Consider the following 15458-nt stretch of genomic DNA (forward strand, 5'->3'; position numbering starts at 1 on the left):
CATGGCTGAAAATGGGGTAGAGGGAAGAAATACGCGCCTGGAGCAGGGGGACGAATGGCTGAGAAGACGCGCCGCCGGCTTGAGTTCGGTGACGGCGGCAAGGCGGGCGAACTGTTCGGCCCGCACAACAGGAACCTGCACCGCATCCGCAAGCTGAGCGGTGTGGACATCTCCTCCCGGGGATCCACGCTGACCCTCTCCGCGGACGACGAGCGGCAACTGGAGAACGTCACCAGGCTGCTGGTGCAGCTCTACGAGCTGGTCAAGAAGGGCCGCGAGCTGGATGACACGGACATCGACCAGGGCTGGCGCACGGTTGCCCGCGACGAGTCCGGCGAAGTGCCGGAGGCCGTCGGGTCCCAGGTGTTCAAGGTCTCCCGCAAGCGCAGTGTGCAGGCCAAGTCGCCGGGACAGAGGGAATACCTGGAGGCCATCGGCTCGGCAGACATGATTTTCGGCATCGGTCCGGCGGGCACCGGCAAGACCTACTTGGCCGTGGCCATGGCCGTTGCGGCCATGCAGGAGAAGCGTGTCAAGCGGCTGGTGTTGACCCGCCCGGCGGTGGAGGCCGGGGAAAGGCTGGGCTTCCTGCCCGGCGACATGGTGGAGAAGGTCAACCCCTACCTCCGCCCGCTGTACGACGCCCTGCACGACATGCTCGATTTCGCCACGGTCCAGGAAATGATCCAGTCCGGCCGCATCGAGGTGGCGCCCCTGGCCTTCATGCGCGGACGAACCCTCAACGACGCCTTCATTATTCTCGACGAGGCCCAGAACACCACGCCGGAGCAGATGAAAATGTTCCTCACCCGGCTGGGATTCAACTCCAAGGCGGTCATCACTGGCGACGTGACCCAGATCGACCTGCCGGGCCGGGCCCCCTCCGGGCTGGTCAACGCGGCCAATGTTCTGGAAGGGGTCGAGGGAATCCGCTTCGTGCGCTTCCAGGAGGGCGACGTCATCCGTCATCCCCTGGTGGGGCGCATCGTGAGAGCTTATGAGCAGGACGAACGGAAGCAGCAAGAAACCTAGCAACCACAAGGGCCAATCGGCCAAGGGCGGGCCCACCAAGAACCCCGGCGGGCAGAAGAGGTCGGGGTCTTCGCGCAGGGGGATGCCTCCAATCCCCCGCCGCCCCCTCCCTGGCCGTCGCCCCAGTACGGGGCTTGCGGCCCTGCTCGGCGTGCTTCTGCTGCTCAGCCTGTTGGCCGGAGTGCGGTTCGATACCGGCTACAAGCTGTACGTGGCCGGTGAAGTGGCCGACCAGGACGTCAGCGCCAACCAGGACCTGCTCATCGAGGACGCCGAATCCACGGCCCGCAAGCGCCGCCAGCTGGCCGAGGCCCAACCGCCGGTCTTCGATCTCGACCCCGGCGCGGCTTCCAGGATGGAGCAGCGCGTCAACTCCATATTCTCCCGCATCAACGACGCCCCTCCCGGCGATCTGGAGCGGGTCCGCTGGCAGGTCTCCGAGGAGCTGGACGCCGAGGTCCGGCAACAGACCTTCAACATATGGCGGTCCTCTTCCTTCCAGAGCCTGGTCATGGGGCCGGTGCTGCCCTGGATCAAGGACAAGCTGGCCGCGGGCGTGGTGGCCGACGACACAGTGCTCAAGCCCCATTCGGACGGCTCAATCCTTATCCGCGACACCTCCTCCGGCCAGGAGCGGCTGGTGAACGAGGTTAAGTCCATTCCTGAAATGTCCGGCATGCGGGACTCGCTGGAGACCATGCTCAAGAGCGACCTGGGCAGGCCGCTCCGCATCCGCAACGCCGTATTCGCTCTGGTCGGCCCCCTGCTTAAGCCCAGTCTGACCCTCAACACCCGCCTGACCAACACGCGCAAGGCCGAGGTCATGGCCGCGGTGGAGCCGGTCTACACTCAGATCAAGCAAGGCGAGATCATCGTCCGCCAGGGCGAGCGTGTCACGCCGGAGCAGCAGGTCAAGCTGCAGGCCCTGTACGCCCAGCGGCCGGAGTACTTCGAGCCGCTGGTCTCCACCGGGGCCTTCATCATCGGGCTGATGCTGGTGCTGGGACTCTACCTTGGCCACCTGGGATTCCGTGGGCGGCTCCCCCTGGACCGTGACGCCGTGTTCCTGGCCACGGTGCTGCTGCTCTTCGGGCTGCTGGCCAAGGGGCTGCTGGCGGTGCAGGGACCGCTTGCGGACAGTTTCACTGCCTTCCCGGTGCGGCCGGAGGTGTTCGCCTACCTGCTGCCCGTGGCCGGCGCGGGCGGGGTCATGGCCCTGTTTTTGACCTACGAGATGGCCTTCTTCTCCTGCCTGCTGGTCTCCTTTTCCTGCGCCATGCTGGCCGGCGGCGGCCTGGGGCTGTTCGTCTTCTACTTCATCACCTCGCTGTTCTACACCTTCTTCATCAAGCGCACCCGCACCCGTTCGGAAATGCTGCGCTCCATCTTCCCCCTGCTGGGGGCCACGGTGCTGGCCTGGGGCGGCGTTGGGCTGATGGAGTTCCGCGACATGACCTGGTTGGCCGAGGGCGCGGTCTCAGCCGGCGGCAACGTGGCCATATCCCTGCTTACGGTCCTCTCCCTGGGCGCCGTCATGGAGCTGGTCTTCGGCTACACTTCCCGCTTCAAGCTGCTGGAGCTTATGAATCTGGAGCAGCCGCTGCTGCAGGAGCTGATGGTCAACGCGCCGGGCACCTACCACCACTCCCTGGTGGTCTCCAACATGGTGGAGGCGGGTGCCCGGGCCATAGGGGCCGACCCCATCCTGGCCAAGGTCTCGGCCCTGTACCACGACGTGGGCAAGCTCAAGAATCCCCACTACTTCATCGAGAACCAGTTCGGGCAGGCCAACCGCCACGACAAGCTGGCCCCATCCATGTCCGCCCTCATCCTCATCTCCCACGTCAAGAAGGGCGTGGAGATGGCCCGCAAGCACGGCCTGGGCCCGGAAATCTCCGACATCGTGCAGCAGCACCACGGGACCTCCCTCATCACCTGCTTCTACCGCAAGGCCCAGGAGAAGGCCGAGGCCAAGGGCGAGGACGGCGTGCGCATGGAGGACTACCGCTATCCGGGGCCCAAGCCACAGACCAAGGAGGCCGGGCTGATCATGCTGGCGGACGCCATCGAGGCCTCCTCGCGCACCCTGGTGGACCCGACCCACTCCCGCATCAAGGGGCACATCGACACCATCATCCGCACCATCTTCACCGAGGGGCAACTGGACGAGTCGGAACTGACGCTGCGCGACCTGCACTTGGCGTCCGAGGCCTTCCAGCGGGTGCTTACCGGCATGTTCCACCAGCGCATCGAATATCCCGACCAGGCCAAGCCGGAGGGAGAGGGCAAGCCCGAGTCACGCATGCGGCATCCCAGCGGCCAACTCGACGCCCAGCAGCAGATGCAGCGTTCCTGCCAGGCCGGGGTCGACCCCAGCAAGCTGGACGGTGGACTGAAGGTCATCAAATGACCCCGCTGCCGCCGGAGTTCCCCCTGTCCCGCCGTGAACTGGCCGAAGTGCTTGATGACGTGGCCGACGCGCTGGGATTGGGCGCGGATCAGGTGGGGCTGCGGCTGGTGGGGGACGCGGAAATGGCCGCTCTCAACCGCCGCCACGCCGGGCTGCCCGGCCCCACCAACGTGCTATCCTTCGAGGCGGCTGAGGACGGAGAAGGCTTGGGCGAGCTGGTCCTCTCCGTGGACACGTTGCAGCGGGAGACCTTTCTTTACGGCCAGGAGCCGCGCGAGCACCTGGTCCGGCTCCTGGCCCACGGCCTGCTGCACCTGGCGGGACTGGACCACGGCCCGGAGATGGAGGCCATGACCGAGGCGACCGTGAACGCCGCCGGCTTTCCTTCCGCATCCTGACGGCTTTACAAGCGCTTTCCGCCGGGCTATGAGGACTCTTTTCTCATCCGGAGGAGAGCCATGCGCCATTTCCTGACCATACTCGACCTTTCCGCGGTGGAAGCCGAGGCCATGCTGCACCGGGCGCTCGACTTGAAGCGCAACGGGTTGCGGTTGAGCACCCTGGCGGGCAAGACCCTCATCCTGCTCTTTGAAAAGGCCTCCACCCGAACCCGACTCTCCTTCGAGGTGGCGGTGCGCCATCTGGGCGGTTCCTGCATCTTCATGTCCGACCGCGAGTCCCAGCTCGGCCGTAACGAACCCCTGCGCGACACCGCCCGCGTGGTCTCCCGCTACGGCGACGGTCTCATCGTGCGCACCTTCGGCCAGGAGAAGCTGGCCGAGCTGTCCCGCTACTCCTCGGTGCCGGTGGTCAACGCCCTGTCAGACGCCTACCACCCCTGCCAGGTCATGAGCGACCTGCTGACCTTGGCCGAACGCATCGACGGTGGCGTGGAGGGACTGGGCAACCAGCGCGTGGCCTGGGTGGGCGACGGCAACAACATGGCCCACTCCTGGATCAACGCAGCCATCCAGTTCCCCTTCGAGCTGACCCTGGCCTGCCCGGAGGGCTTCGGCCCGGACGAGGGCGTGCTGAATCTGGCCCTGGAAAAGGGCGCCCGGGTGAAGCTGACCCATGACCCGGCCGAGGCCGTGAAGGACGCGGACTTCGTCAATACAGACGTCTGGGCCTCCATGGGCCAGGAAGGGGAGCAGGACAAGCGGGCGCGGGTATTCGAGGGCTTCCAGGTCAACTCCGACCTGCTGATCCGGGCCGCTCCCGGCGCGCGGGTCATGCACTGCCTGCCCGCCCACCGTGGCGAGGAAATCACCGACGAGGTCATGGAGAGCGAAGCCTCCATCGTCTGGGACCAGGCCGAAAACCGGCTGCACATGCAAAAAGCCATTCTGGAATGGATTTATATGGAGAGGGGAGGAGCCCAATGAGCGAGATCAAGAAAGTGGTGCTGGCCTACTCCGGCGGGCTGGACACCTCGGTTGTCCTGAAGTGGATCAAGAACACCTACGGCTGCGACGTGGTCTGCTTCACGGCCGACCTGGGCCAGGGCGAGGACCTGGACGGCGTGGAGGCCAACGCCCTGAATACCGGCGCGGTCTCCGCCTACGTTGAGGACATGCGCGAGGAGTTCGCCCGCGACTACATCTTCCCCATGCTGCGCACCGGGGCCGTGTACGAGGGACGCTACTTCCTTGGCACCTCCATCGCCCGTCCCCTTATCACCCGGCGCATGGTGGAGATCGCCCACAAGGAAGGGGCCCAGGCCATCGCCCACGGCGCCACCGGCAAGGGCAACGACCAGGTGCGCTTCGAACTGGCCGCGGCCGCCCTGGATCCATCCCTGCGCACCATAGCCCCCTGGCGGGAGTGGGACTTCAAGTCCCGCACCGACCTCATCGGCTACGCCAAGGAGCACGGCATCCCGGTGCCCGTGACCAAGGCCAAGCCGTACTCCTGCGACGGCAACCTCCTGCACCTCTCCTTCGAGGGCGGCGAGCTGGAGGACCCCTGGGATGAGGGCGGCCCTACACCTACTCCATGGCCGTGCCCCCGGAGGAGGCCCCGGACTCCCCGCGGGTGGTGCTCATCGATTTCGAGAACGGCGACCCCGTGGCCGTGAACAACAAGCGCATGGAGCCCGGCAAGCTCGTGGCCGAGTTGAACCGCATCGGCGGCAAGCACGGCGTGGGCCGGGTGGACATGGTGGAGAACCGCTTCGTGGGCATGAAGTCGCGGGGCGTTTACGAGACCCCGGGCGGGGCCATCCTGCACGTGGCCCGGCGCGACCTGGAAGGCCTGACCATGGACCGCGAACTGATGCATCTGCGCGATTCCCTCATTCCGCGCTACGCGGAAATGGTCTACAACGGCTTCTGGTTCGCCCCGGAGCGCGAGGCCCTGCAGGCCTTCTTCGACAGGGCGGCCGAGCGGACCACCGGCCAGGTGCGGCTGAAGCTCTACAAGGGCGGCGTGCACCCTCTGGGCCGCACTTCGCCCAACTCCCTGTACGACGCCGACCTGGCCACCTTCGAGGAGGACGCGGTCTACGACCAGCGTGACGCGGAAGGATTCATCAAGCTGCAAGGGCTGCGGCTGCGCAGCTACGCCAAGGGGAAATAATGGCCGACGAGAAGCTGTGGGGCGGACGTTTCGCCCAGGGCACGGACGAGCTGGTGGAGGAGTACACCGAGTCGGTGAGCTTCGACATGGCCCTGTACGAGGCCGACATCGCGGGCTCCATGGCCCACGCCCGTATGCTGGCCGCCCAAGGGGTGATCACCGGTGACGAGGCCGAGGAGATGGTCCGGGGGCTGGACCAGGTCCGCCAGGAGATCGAGTCCGGCGAGTACTCCTTCAGCACCAAGCTGGAGGACGTGCACATGAACGTGGAGTCGCGGCTCACCGAGATCATCGGCGACACGGGCAAGAAGCTGCACACCGGCCGCTCCCGCAACGACCAGGTGGCCCTGGATTTCCGCCTCTACATCGCCTCGCGGGTGGAAGAGTGGATTCGCGGCATCAAGGGCGTGGTGGCCGTGCTGGTGGAGTGCGCCTCGAGGCATGTGGATACCATCCTGCCCGGCTGCACGCATTTGCAGCCCGCACAGCCCGTGAGCCTGGCCCACCACCTGCTGGCCTACTGCTGGATGCTGCGCCGCGACGCCGAGCGCATGGAGGATTCCCTCAAGCGCATCAAGGTCTCCCCCCTGGGGGCGGCCGCCCTGGCGGGCACCACCTATCCCCTGGACCCCAAGCGGGTGGCGGACGAAGTCGGCTTCCCCGAGGTATTCCGCAACTCCATGGACGCGGTCTCTGACCGCGATTTCGTGGTGGAGCCGGTCTTTTGCGCCTCCCTGGCCATGACCCATCTTTCCAGGCTGTGCGAGGAACTCATCCTCTGGGCCAACCCCGGCTTCGGGTACGTGCGGCTGCCGGACGCCTACGCCACCGGCTCCTCCATCATGCCCCAGAAGAAGAACCCCGACGTCTGCGAGGTCATGCGGGGCAAGACGGGGCGGGTGTACGGCGCGCTGGTGGGCCTGCTGACAACCCTCAAGGGGCTGCCGCTGGCCTACAACCGCGATTTGCAGGAGGACAAGGAGCCCTTCCTGGACGCGGACTGGACCCTGTCCATGTCCCTCTCCCTGCTGGCGGGCATGATGTCCGAGATGGAGTTCCGGCCCGAGCGCATGCGCCGGGCGGTCAAGGAAGGCTTCCTCAACGCCACGGAGCTGGCCGACTATCTGGTGGGCAAGGGCATGCCCTTCCGCGAGGCGCACCACGTCACCGGCAGGGCCGTGGCCCAGGCCGAGGACGAGGGCCTCGGCCTGGAGGACCTGTCCCTGGACGTCCTGCGCGGCTTCTCAGAGCTGATCGGCGAGGACGTCTTCGAGGTGCTGGACTACGACGCGGCCGTGGCCAGGCGCGTGACGCCTGGCTCCACCGGGCCGGAGTCCGTTCGTGCGCAGATGGAGGAACTGGCCGAGTGGATTACCTGATGGTTCCCAGCCCGGCTATCTGCCAGCCGTCGAGCTGCATTTCCAGGGCGAAGCGGCTCTTGGCTTCGGCCACGGCCTCTTCCTCTGTCTCTCCGGAGACGTCGTAGATGACCATGCGCTCCTGGTCCTTGGTTTCATCCTCCGGGTCCCGTCGCACCGCCTGGATGGCCACTTTGAGCGTAACCATCACAGGACTCCGCTGATGGCGTACGTCGCGGCGAACGCGTCATCCCGCCGCCGGAGCGCGGAAAAAGCAGTGGGGCCATGCATGGTCATGTTTTCTCCAAGGGTTGGGAGTATCGATGTTTTGTCCGATTTACCCGCATTTTATCCCCCGGGCAAGACGGGAACGGGGGCTTGTTATTGATGCCATCGCGGTTCTTGCGCGGGGTGGCGAGAGGTATTAGATAGGGGCATCTTTCCGCAGCCATCCAGCCCGGGCGGCGACGCGCCGCCATCCCCATAAAGGAGACGGGATTGAACAACATCACGAAGAATCTGGTTCTGTGGATCACCATCTCACTGGTGATGGTGGTTCTTTTCAACCTGTTCAACCAGCCGCAGGCCACCGAGGAAAAGATGGCCTACTCTGACTTCCTCCACGCCGTGGAGCAGGGGGAGGTCCTTTCCGTGAAGATCCAGGGCGAGCGCATCTCGGGCAAGTTGGTCCAGGATGAGCGCTTCATGACCTACCGGCCAGAGGGAGACACCGGGCTGGTGGACAAGCTCATGGAGAACAACGTCCAGGTGGTGGCCGAGCCAACGGACAACGTGCCGTGGTACATGAGCCTGCTCTTCAACTGGTTCCCCATGCTGCTCATCATCGGCGTGTGGATATTCTTCATGCGCCAGATGCAGGGCGGCGGGGGAGGCCGCGGGGGGGCCATGAGCTTCGGCCGCTCCAAGGCCAAGATGATGACCCAGGAGCAGACCCGGGTCACATTCGCCGACGTGGCCGGTGTCGACGAGGCCAAGGAGGAGCTTTCCGAGGTCGTGGACTTCCTGTCCAGCCCCAAGAAGTTCACCCGCCTGGGCGGCCGCATCCCCAAGGGCGTGCTCCTGGTGGGCCCCCCGGGCACGGGCAAGACGCTCATGGCTCGGGCCGTGGCCGGCGAGGCGGGCGTGCCCTTCTTCTCCATCTCAGGTTCCGACTTTGTGGAGATGTTCGTGGGCGTGGGTGCGGCGCGTGTGCGCGACCTCTTCACCCAAGGCAAGAAGAACGCCCCCTGCCTGATCTTCATCGACGAGATCGACGCCGTGGGACGGCAGCGAGGCGCGGGCCTGGGCGGCGGCCACGACGAGCGGGAGCAGACCCTCAACCAGCTGCTGGTGGAGATGGACGGTTTCGAGTCCAACGAGGGGGTCATCCTCATCGCGGCCACCAACCGCCCCGACGTGCTGGACCCCGCCCTGTTGCGGCCCGGCCGGTTCGACCGGCAGGTGGTGGTGCCCACTCCGGACCTGCGCGGCCGCACCCGCATCCTGCAGGTGCATACCCGCAAGAGCCCGCTCTCCCCGAAGGTGGACCTGGAGGTCATCGCCCGCGGCACGCCCGGCTTCTCAGGCGCGGACCTGGAGAACCTGGTCAACGAGGCGGCCCTGCACGCGGCCAAGCTGAACAAGAACGAAGTCGAGATGGAAGACTTCGAGGAAGCCAAGGACAAGGTCCTCATGGGCAAGGAGCGGCGCAGTGTCATCCTCTCCGAGGAGGAGAAGAAGGTCACGGCCTACCACGAGGGCGGCCACGCCCTGGTGGGCAAGCTGCTGCCAGGCACCGACCCCGTGCACAAGGTGACCATCATCCCGCGCGGCATGGCCCTGGGCGTCACCCAGACCTTGCCTGTGGACGAGCGTCACAGCTACTCCAAGAGCTACCTCCTCAACCAGCTCTGCTTCCTGCTGGGCGGCCGGGTGGCCGAGGAGCTGAACCTGGGCGAAATCACCACCGGCGCGGGCAACGACATCGACCGCGCCTCCAAGCTGGCCCGCAAGATGGTCTGCCAGTTCGGCATGAGCGACAAGCTGGGCCCCCTGGCCTTCGGCGAGAACAACGACCAGGTGTTTCTGGGCCGCGAACTGGGCCACAGCCGAGACTATTCCGAGGACACCGCCCGGCTCATCGACGCCGAAGTGCGCCGCTTCATGGACGAGGCGCACGAAAAAACCAAGGGACTGCTGGAGCAGAACGGCGAGGTTCTGCACAAGATCGCCGACGCCCTGCTGGAGCGGGAGACCATATCCGGCGCGGACATCGACCTGCTCATGGAGGGCAAGGAATTGCCCCCCATGCCCAAGCCCGGGGCCAACGGCGAGCCCGGCGCGGGACGCCGGGCGCCCGCCCGCGAGGACGACCGCCGCAGCGAGGACGATGACGAATTCACCTGGACCCACGAGGACGATGACGACGACAAGCCCATCCACTAGCCGCGCCGGGGTGTCCTGGCGCGTCAAGGGGGGCGGGGTCCTTGGCCCCGCCCCCTTTCTCGTATGCGGCATCCTCAACGCCACCCCGGACTCCTTTTACGACGGAGGGCGGAACACAGGCGTGGAAGCGGCCGTGGCCCACGGCCGCTTCCTGTTGGGCCAGGGCGCGGACGTGCTGGACGTGGGCGGCGAGTCCACCCGGCCGGGCGCGCCCCCGGTGGAGGCGGACGAGGAACTGAGCCGGGTGCTGCCCGTGTTGCGGGAGCTGGCCGCCGAGGCATCCGTGGCCGTGGACACGGTCAAGGCGTCGGTGGCCGCGGCCTGCCTGGAGGCGGGAGCCGTCATCGTCAACGATGTTTCCGCCGCCCGCCTGGATCCCGGCCTGACCGACGTGCTTACCCAGTACAAGCCGGGGTACGTGCTCATGCACATGCTGGGCGAGCCGCGCACCATGCAGTTGGAGACCCGCTACGACGACGTGGTGGACGATGTGCGCTCCTTTCTGGCCGCGAAAATGGACGAACTGGTGCGGGCCGGGCTTCCCGAGGACCGCATCGTCCTCGACCCGGGCATCGGCTTCGGCAAGAGCCTGGAGCATAACCTGGAGCTTTTGCAGCGCATCGACGAGGTGGCCGCGCTGGGCCGTCCGGTCTACATGGGGTTGTCCAACAAGTCCTGGCTGGGCAAACTGCTGGGAGCGGAGCCGGGCGACCGGCCGCCGTTGACCGCCACGGCCTCGGCCCTGCTGCAGGCCAGGGGGGTGCGCATCCACCGGGTGCACGAGGTGGGACTGGTCCGTTCCGCCCTGCTGCTGGCGGAGGAAATGTCCCCATGAATTCGGCGCGCGTCTTGCGCTCGAACCGCACAAGGGGCTAGATTGTCCCGGATGGCGAACCGGCTCCACGCAGGGAGTACTCCGCGCCAGCCAAGGAACCCGATGCCATGCTCGACGCTTCCCAAATAAGCTGGCGCGAACTGCTCGACGTCGGCTTGGTGGCCTTCATCTACTACCGCCTGATCCTGCTCTTCAAGGGGACCCGGGCGGTTCCGGCCATCTATGGACTGGTGTTGGTGCTGGCCCTGTACTATTTGTCCGGCGAGCTGGGGCTCTACACCCTCAACTGGTTCCTGGCCAACTTCCTGGGCTCCATTTTCCTGGTCATCATCATCCTCTTCCAGCAGGACATCCGCAAGGCCCTGGCCGATGTGGGCGCGGGGCGTTTCTGGCGCAAGGGAGGAGTACGGGAACGGACACTCAAAGAAGTCATCACTTCCCTGACATCCATGGCCAAGCCGCGCATCGGCGCGTTGGTGGTCTTCGAGCAGCGGGTGCCCCTGGGCGACGTCATAGAGAAGGGCGTGCCCATCGACGCCAAGGTCTCCGACGAACTGCTGACCACCATCTTCTTCCACGACACCCCCCTGCACGACGGCGCGGTGGTCATAAGCGGAGACCGCATCAAGGCGGCCAGCTGCATCCTGCCCCTGACCCACGACGCCTCCCTGTCCAGCGCCTTCGGCACGCGCCACCGCGCGGCCATCGGCATCACCGAGGAGACCGATGCCGTGGTTCTGGTGGTCAGCGAGGAACGGGGGGAGATTTCCCTGGTGGAGCGCGGCCGCATCTATTACGGACTGACCGAGGCCTCCCTGTTCGGCAAGGTCAAGGAAGCGCTGGAGCGGTAAGGCGTGCGCGAGAACTGGCAATACGCCCTGCTGGCTTTGGTGCTGGCCGTGTTCTCCTGGTACCTGGTCTCCGGGCGGGAGCGCGTGGAGACCTGGGTGCAGGCCCCGGTCGTCACCTCCAATACCCCTTCGGACATGGTCATCATGGACGGCCTGGTGGGCAAGGTGGAGGTGCGGGTGCGCGGTCCCAGCGCACTCATCCGCAACCTGGCCGCCGCGGACATGGCCTACACCCTGGATCTCTCCGGGCTCGAACCGGGGGAGAACGTAATCAACCTTGATCCGGGGCAGTTCCCCCTTTCCGGCGCGGTGCGAGCCCTGGAGATCAAGCCGCCGCGGCTGACCGTGCGGGCGGACAGGGTGGTCAGCCGGGAGATGGCGGTCCGGCCGGAGTGGAAGGGCGAGTTGGACGCCAGCTGGCGCTTTCGCCGCGCCGAGACCGATCCGCCCACGGTCCAAGTAATTGGCCCCGAGGGATACCTGGACGGCCTGGAGGCCGTGCCGACACGTCCCGTGGATCTGCCTTCCCCCCGGCCCGAGGAGGTCACGCGGGAGGTGGCCCTGGACCTGCCGCCCACGGTGGAGGCGGAACCCTCCGGCGTTCTCGCCAGCCTCTTTTTCGGGCCCGAGTTGCTGGACATTTGGGTCAAGATGCCGGTAGGTCTGCCGGACTCGGCGAAGCGCGGCTACCGCTTCGACCCCGGGGAGGTGCGTCTGCACCTTGAGGTGCCCAGGTATCTCACGGTGGACGCCGGATTCCGTGAGGGCATCGAGGTGCGGGCCGCTCCTCTGAACGGTTTGCCGCCGGAGGGCGGCATGGTCGGGCTGGATGTCACCCTGCCCAAATTCTACAACCTTTTGGAAGCCAAGCCCGACGAAGTCCGCGCCGTGCCCGACGGGGACGAGCGGGCGGATCGGGAAAACTGAGCGACAGCATGACCGACAAACGACTCTTCGGGACCGACGGCCTGCGCGGCCGGGTCAACCAATACCCCATGACCGCGGAAGTGGCCCTCAAGCTTGGGCTGGCCGCCGGACGCGTCTTTTCCTCCCGCGTGCACCACAACCGCATCGTCATCGGCAAGGACACCCGGCTGTCCGGCTACGTGTTCGAGTCGGCCCTGACCTCCGGGTTCTGCGCCGCGGGCATGGACGTCTTTCTGGTGGGGCCCATGCCCACGCCGGCGATCTCCTTCCTTTCGCGCAACATGCGCGCTTCGGCCGGAGTGGTCATCTCCGCCTCGCACAACCCCCACTGGGACAACGGCATCAAGTTCTTCGACGAAGCGGGCATGAAGCTGCCGGACGAGATTGAGGACCGCATCACCTCCATGGTCCTCTCCAACGGCTTCGAGGATTACCCGCCGCCCGAGGAAGTGGGACGCGCCCACCGCATCTCCGACGCCCTGGGCCGCTACATTGTGGCCTTGAAACAGACCTTCCCCACCCGGATCAACCTGGAGGGGCTGACCATCGCCCTGGACTGCGCCAACGGGGCTTCCTACAAGGTCGCGCCCATGGCCTTGGAGGAGCTTGGGGCCAAGGTCATCAAGATCGCCTGCGAGCCCAACGGCAAGAACATCAACGACGAGTGCGGCTCCACGCATCCGGGCCTCATCGCCTCCAAGGTGATGGAGGTGGGCGCGGACATCGGCATCGCCCTGGATGGCGACGGCGACCGGCTCATCGTGGTGGACGAGAAGGGCAGGGTGCTGGACGGCGATCAGATAATGGCCCTGTGCGCCCGCGACCTGCTGGAGCGCGGCGAGTTGAAGAACAACACCCTGGTGGCCACGGTCATGAGCAACCTGGCCCTGGAACTGTTCATGAAGGAGTGCGGCGGGAGGCTGCTGCGCACCAAGGTGGGCGACCGCTACGTGGCCGAAGCCATGCGCCGCGAGGGCGCGGTGCTGGGCGGCGAGCAGTCGGGCCACATCATTTTCATCAATTTCGCCACCACCGGCGACGGCATCCTGGCCGCGCTGCAGCTTTTGCGCATCATGGTGGAGAAGCAGCGGCCGCTGTCCGAGCTGGCCAACCTGCTGACCCCCATGCCGCAGGTGCTGCGCAACGTGGAGGTGGGGTGCAAGATTCCTTTCGACGACGAACCGGAGATAGCCAGATGCGTGGCCCTGGCCGAGGAGCGGCTGGCCGGGCGGGGCAGAGTGCTGCTGCGCTATTCCGGCACCGAGCCCAAGGCGCGTGTCATGGTGGAGGGCGAGGACAAGGCCCTGGTGGATGAATTGGCCAGGGACATTGCGGAAACGGTCGGGAAACGGTTACGTTGAGTACGGACACACTGTAACCTCCCAAAAGGGGTCGCGCATGATCATCAACAAGGTCGTCATTCCCGTCGCGGGGTGGGGAACCCGCTCCCTGCCAGCCACCAAGAACATCCCCAAGGAGATGCTGCCGGTCTACAAGAAGCCCACTGTGCAGTATGTTGTCGAGGAGGCCATGACCTCCGGCCTGAACAACGTGGTCTTCATCAACAACCAGAACAAAAAGATCATCGAGGACCACTTTGACTACAACCTCACCCTGGAGCGGGTCCTGGAGCGCGGCGGCAAGGAAAAGCTCCTGGCGGAGGTGCGGCAGGTGGCCGAGATGGTCAACATCATCTCCGTACGGCAGAAGGTCCAGCTGGGTCTGGGCCACGCCGTGCTCTGCGCCCGCGAGGCGGTCAAGAACGACAACTTCGCGGTCATGGTGGGAGACGACCTCCTGTTCGGCGCGGAGCCGGGCATCAAGCAGCTCATCGACGTGGCCCGCAGCGAGAACATGGCCGTGGTCGGCGTCATGGAGGTTCCCCAGTCCAAGGTCTCCAACTACGGCATCATCGCCGGAGAGGAGATCAATCCCGGCAAGTACAAGGTCCGCAACCTGGTGGAGAAGCCGCCGGTCAGCGAGGCCCCGTCGCGCCTGGCCGTCATCGGGCGCTACGTGCTCACCCCGGAGATTTTCGAGCACCTGGAGAAGGTGGAGCCCGGCGTGGGCGGTGAAATCCAACTCACCGACGCCCTGCAGGGGCTGGCCAAGGCAAACCGCCTGCTGGCGGTGAAGATCCACGGCCAGCGGTTCGACGCCGGGGACTGGGTGGATTACCTCACGGCCAACATCTACTTCGCCCTGCACGACGAGGATCTGCGCGACGACCTAGTGCAGCGGCTTCGGGAGTTGCTGTCTTGCAGCTGACCCGCCTGGCGATCCTGACAGCCCTCGCTTGGATGTTGACCTGTCTCCCGGCGGGGGCCTTTTTGCCGGACCAGCAGGAGTTCATGGAGGAGGTGCGCACCTCCTACTCCGGGCTACGCAACTACGCCCTCCGGGCCGAGTTCAGCCGCAACGAGACCGCCCGCCTGTGGCGATCCGACGAAAGGTGGCGGCAGGAATGGGTGATGGGCGACCGCCTCATGGCCGCGGCCGTTGGCGCAGGCGACCGGCTCTACGCCTCCTGGCCCGCCGCCTCCTCGTTTCCGCTGCCGCTCACCGCGCCTTGGCGCATGGCCGACCCCATGGAGACGCTGACGCGTTTCGGGGTGGACGCCGACACGCGTTCCTTCGCCTTCCTGCGCGACAGGCCATGCCTCGTGCTGGGCCGCTCCGGCGAGGGGCGCGCCTGGATCGACACCGAGCGCAAGGTGGTCATGCGCCTGGTCAGGCAAGCCCCAAGCGGCGAGCGGCTGACCCTGGACTATAAAGATTTCAAGCGAAGCCAGGTCAACTGGTTCCCCCAGGCGGGCAAGGCGACCCACGCCGTTCCCGGCGGGGAGGACGAGGTTATTGAGTTCAGCCTGCAGTGGCGCGGGGCGAACATGGGCCTGCGGCCGGAGCTGTTCTCTCCGGATGCTCTGCGCTCAAGGCTGGCGGGAGTGGCCACGCCGTCGGAGCAGCCCGCCCCTCTGGACGCGCTCCGTTCCTGGTTCCTTCTGGCCAGATAGGAGGCGGCC

Annotated in this window: 13 protein-coding genes and 1 pseudogene; 13 read left to right on the forward strand and 1 reads right to left on the reverse strand. The window is 66.2% G+C overall.

The genetic code is table 11. The features are described 5' to 3' along the window. The first annotated feature begins 54 nt into the window (after nt 1–54). From N911_RS0102780 to argH, 6 genes and pseudogenes are all read left to right on the forward strand, one after another. Nucleotides 55–1032, forward strand: a complete 978-nt coding sequence (locus N911_RS0102780; protein ID WP_029894131.1) for a PhoH family protein — start codon at nt 55–57, stop codon at nt 1030–1032. A 151-nt stretch (nt 1033–1183) separates the two neighbouring features. Next, nucleotides 1184–3442, forward strand: coding sequence for an HD family phosphohydrolase (locus N911_RS0102785; RefSeq protein WP_051693863.1), 2259 nt, complete (start codon nt 1184–1186; stop codon nt 3440–3442). Further along, complete coding sequence (gene ybeY, locus N911_RS0102790) at nt 3439–3840, forward strand: rRNA maturation RNase YbeY (protein WP_029894135.1); 402 nt, start codon at nt 3439–3441, stop codon at nt 3838–3840. The genes N911_RS0102785 and ybeY overlap by 4 nt, the downstream gene beginning before the upstream one ends. A 60-nt stretch (nt 3841–3900) precedes the next feature. After that, the gene (argF, locus tag N911_RS0102795) at nt 3901–4827 is read left to right on the forward strand and encodes an ornithine carbamoyltransferase (protein WP_029894137.1); all 927 of its coding nucleotides are present in this window, start codon (nt 3901–3903) and stop codon (nt 4825–4827) included. Beyond that, nucleotides 4824–6019: pseudogene (locus N911_RS16540) on the forward strand (argininosuccinate synthase). The gene argF and the pseudogene N911_RS16540 overlap by 4 nt, the downstream one beginning before the upstream one ends. Further along, on the forward strand, nt 6019–7398 hold the full coding sequence (gene argH, locus N911_RS0102805) for an argininosuccinate lyase (protein WP_029894139.1): 1380 nt from the start codon (nt 6019–6021) through the stop codon (nt 7396–7398). Before N911_RS16540 ends, argH begins: the two are co-directional and overlap by 1 nt. On the opposite strand, the gene N911_RS0102810 is transcribed toward argH, so the two are convergent. After that, on the reverse strand, nt 7391–7585 hold the full coding sequence (locus N911_RS0102810) for a hypothetical protein (RefSeq protein WP_029894141.1): 195 nt from the start codon (nt 7583–7585) through the stop codon (nt 7391–7393). The genes argH and N911_RS0102810 overlap by 8 nt on opposite strands. Before the next feature lie 290 nt (nt 7586–7875). Between N911_RS0102810 and ftsH the strand changes: the two genes are divergently transcribed. The 7 genes from ftsH to N911_RS0102850 all read left to right on the forward strand — a co-directional run bounded on the left by ftsH (nt 7876) and on the right by N911_RS0102850 (nt 15449). Next, nucleotides 7876–9822 (forward strand): ATP-dependent zinc metalloprotease FtsH, encoded by a 1947-nt coding sequence (ftsH, locus tag N911_RS0102820; protein ID WP_029894143.1) that lies wholly within the window; start codon nt 7876–7878, stop codon nt 9820–9822. Further along, nucleotides 9797–10657 carry a dihydropteroate synthase gene (folP, locus tag N911_RS0102825; protein WP_051693864.1) on the forward strand — a complete coding sequence of 287 codons (861 nt, stop codon included), beginning with the start codon at nt 9797–9799 and terminating at the stop codon, nt 10655–10657. The genes ftsH and folP overlap by 26 nt, the downstream gene beginning before the upstream one ends. A 107-nt stretch (nt 10658–10764) precedes the next feature. Further along, entirely contained in the window at nt 10765–11508 is a 744-nt protein-coding gene (gene cdaA / locus N911_RS0102830; RefSeq protein ID WP_029894147.1) for a diadenylate cyclase CdaA, read from the forward strand. Nucleotides 11509–11511: 3 nt separating this feature from the next. Then, nucleotides 11512–12435 carry a CdaR family protein gene (locus N911_RS0102835; protein WP_029894149.1) on the forward strand — a complete coding sequence of 308 codons (924 nt, stop codon included), beginning with the start codon at nt 11512–11514 and terminating at the stop codon, nt 12433–12435. An 8-nt stretch (nt 12436–12443) separates the two neighbouring features. Beyond that, nucleotides 12444–13796: a phosphoglucosamine mutase gene (glmM, locus tag N911_RS0102840; protein ID WP_029894150.1), complete on the forward strand. Its 1353-nt coding sequence runs from the start codon at nt 12444–12446 to the stop codon at nt 13794–13796. 37 nt (nt 13797–13833) lie between these two features. Further along, on the forward strand, nt 13834–14703 hold the full coding sequence (gene galU / locus N911_RS0102845; RefSeq protein ID WP_029894152.1) for a UTP--glucose-1-phosphate uridylyltransferase GalU: 870 nt from the start codon (nt 13834–13836) through the stop codon (nt 14701–14703). Nucleotides 14704–14735: 32 nt separating this feature from the next. After that, entirely contained in the window at nt 14736–15449 is a 714-nt protein-coding gene (locus tag N911_RS0102850) for a hypothetical protein (RefSeq protein WP_138774318.1), read from the forward strand. Nucleotides 15450–15458: the final 9 nt, after the last annotated feature.

Source organism: Desulfohalovibrio reitneri, assembly GCF_000711295.1.
Classification (GTDB): Bacteria; Desulfobacterota; Desulfovibrionia; order Desulfovibrionales; family Desulfovibrionaceae; genus Desulfohalovibrio; species Desulfohalovibrio reitneri.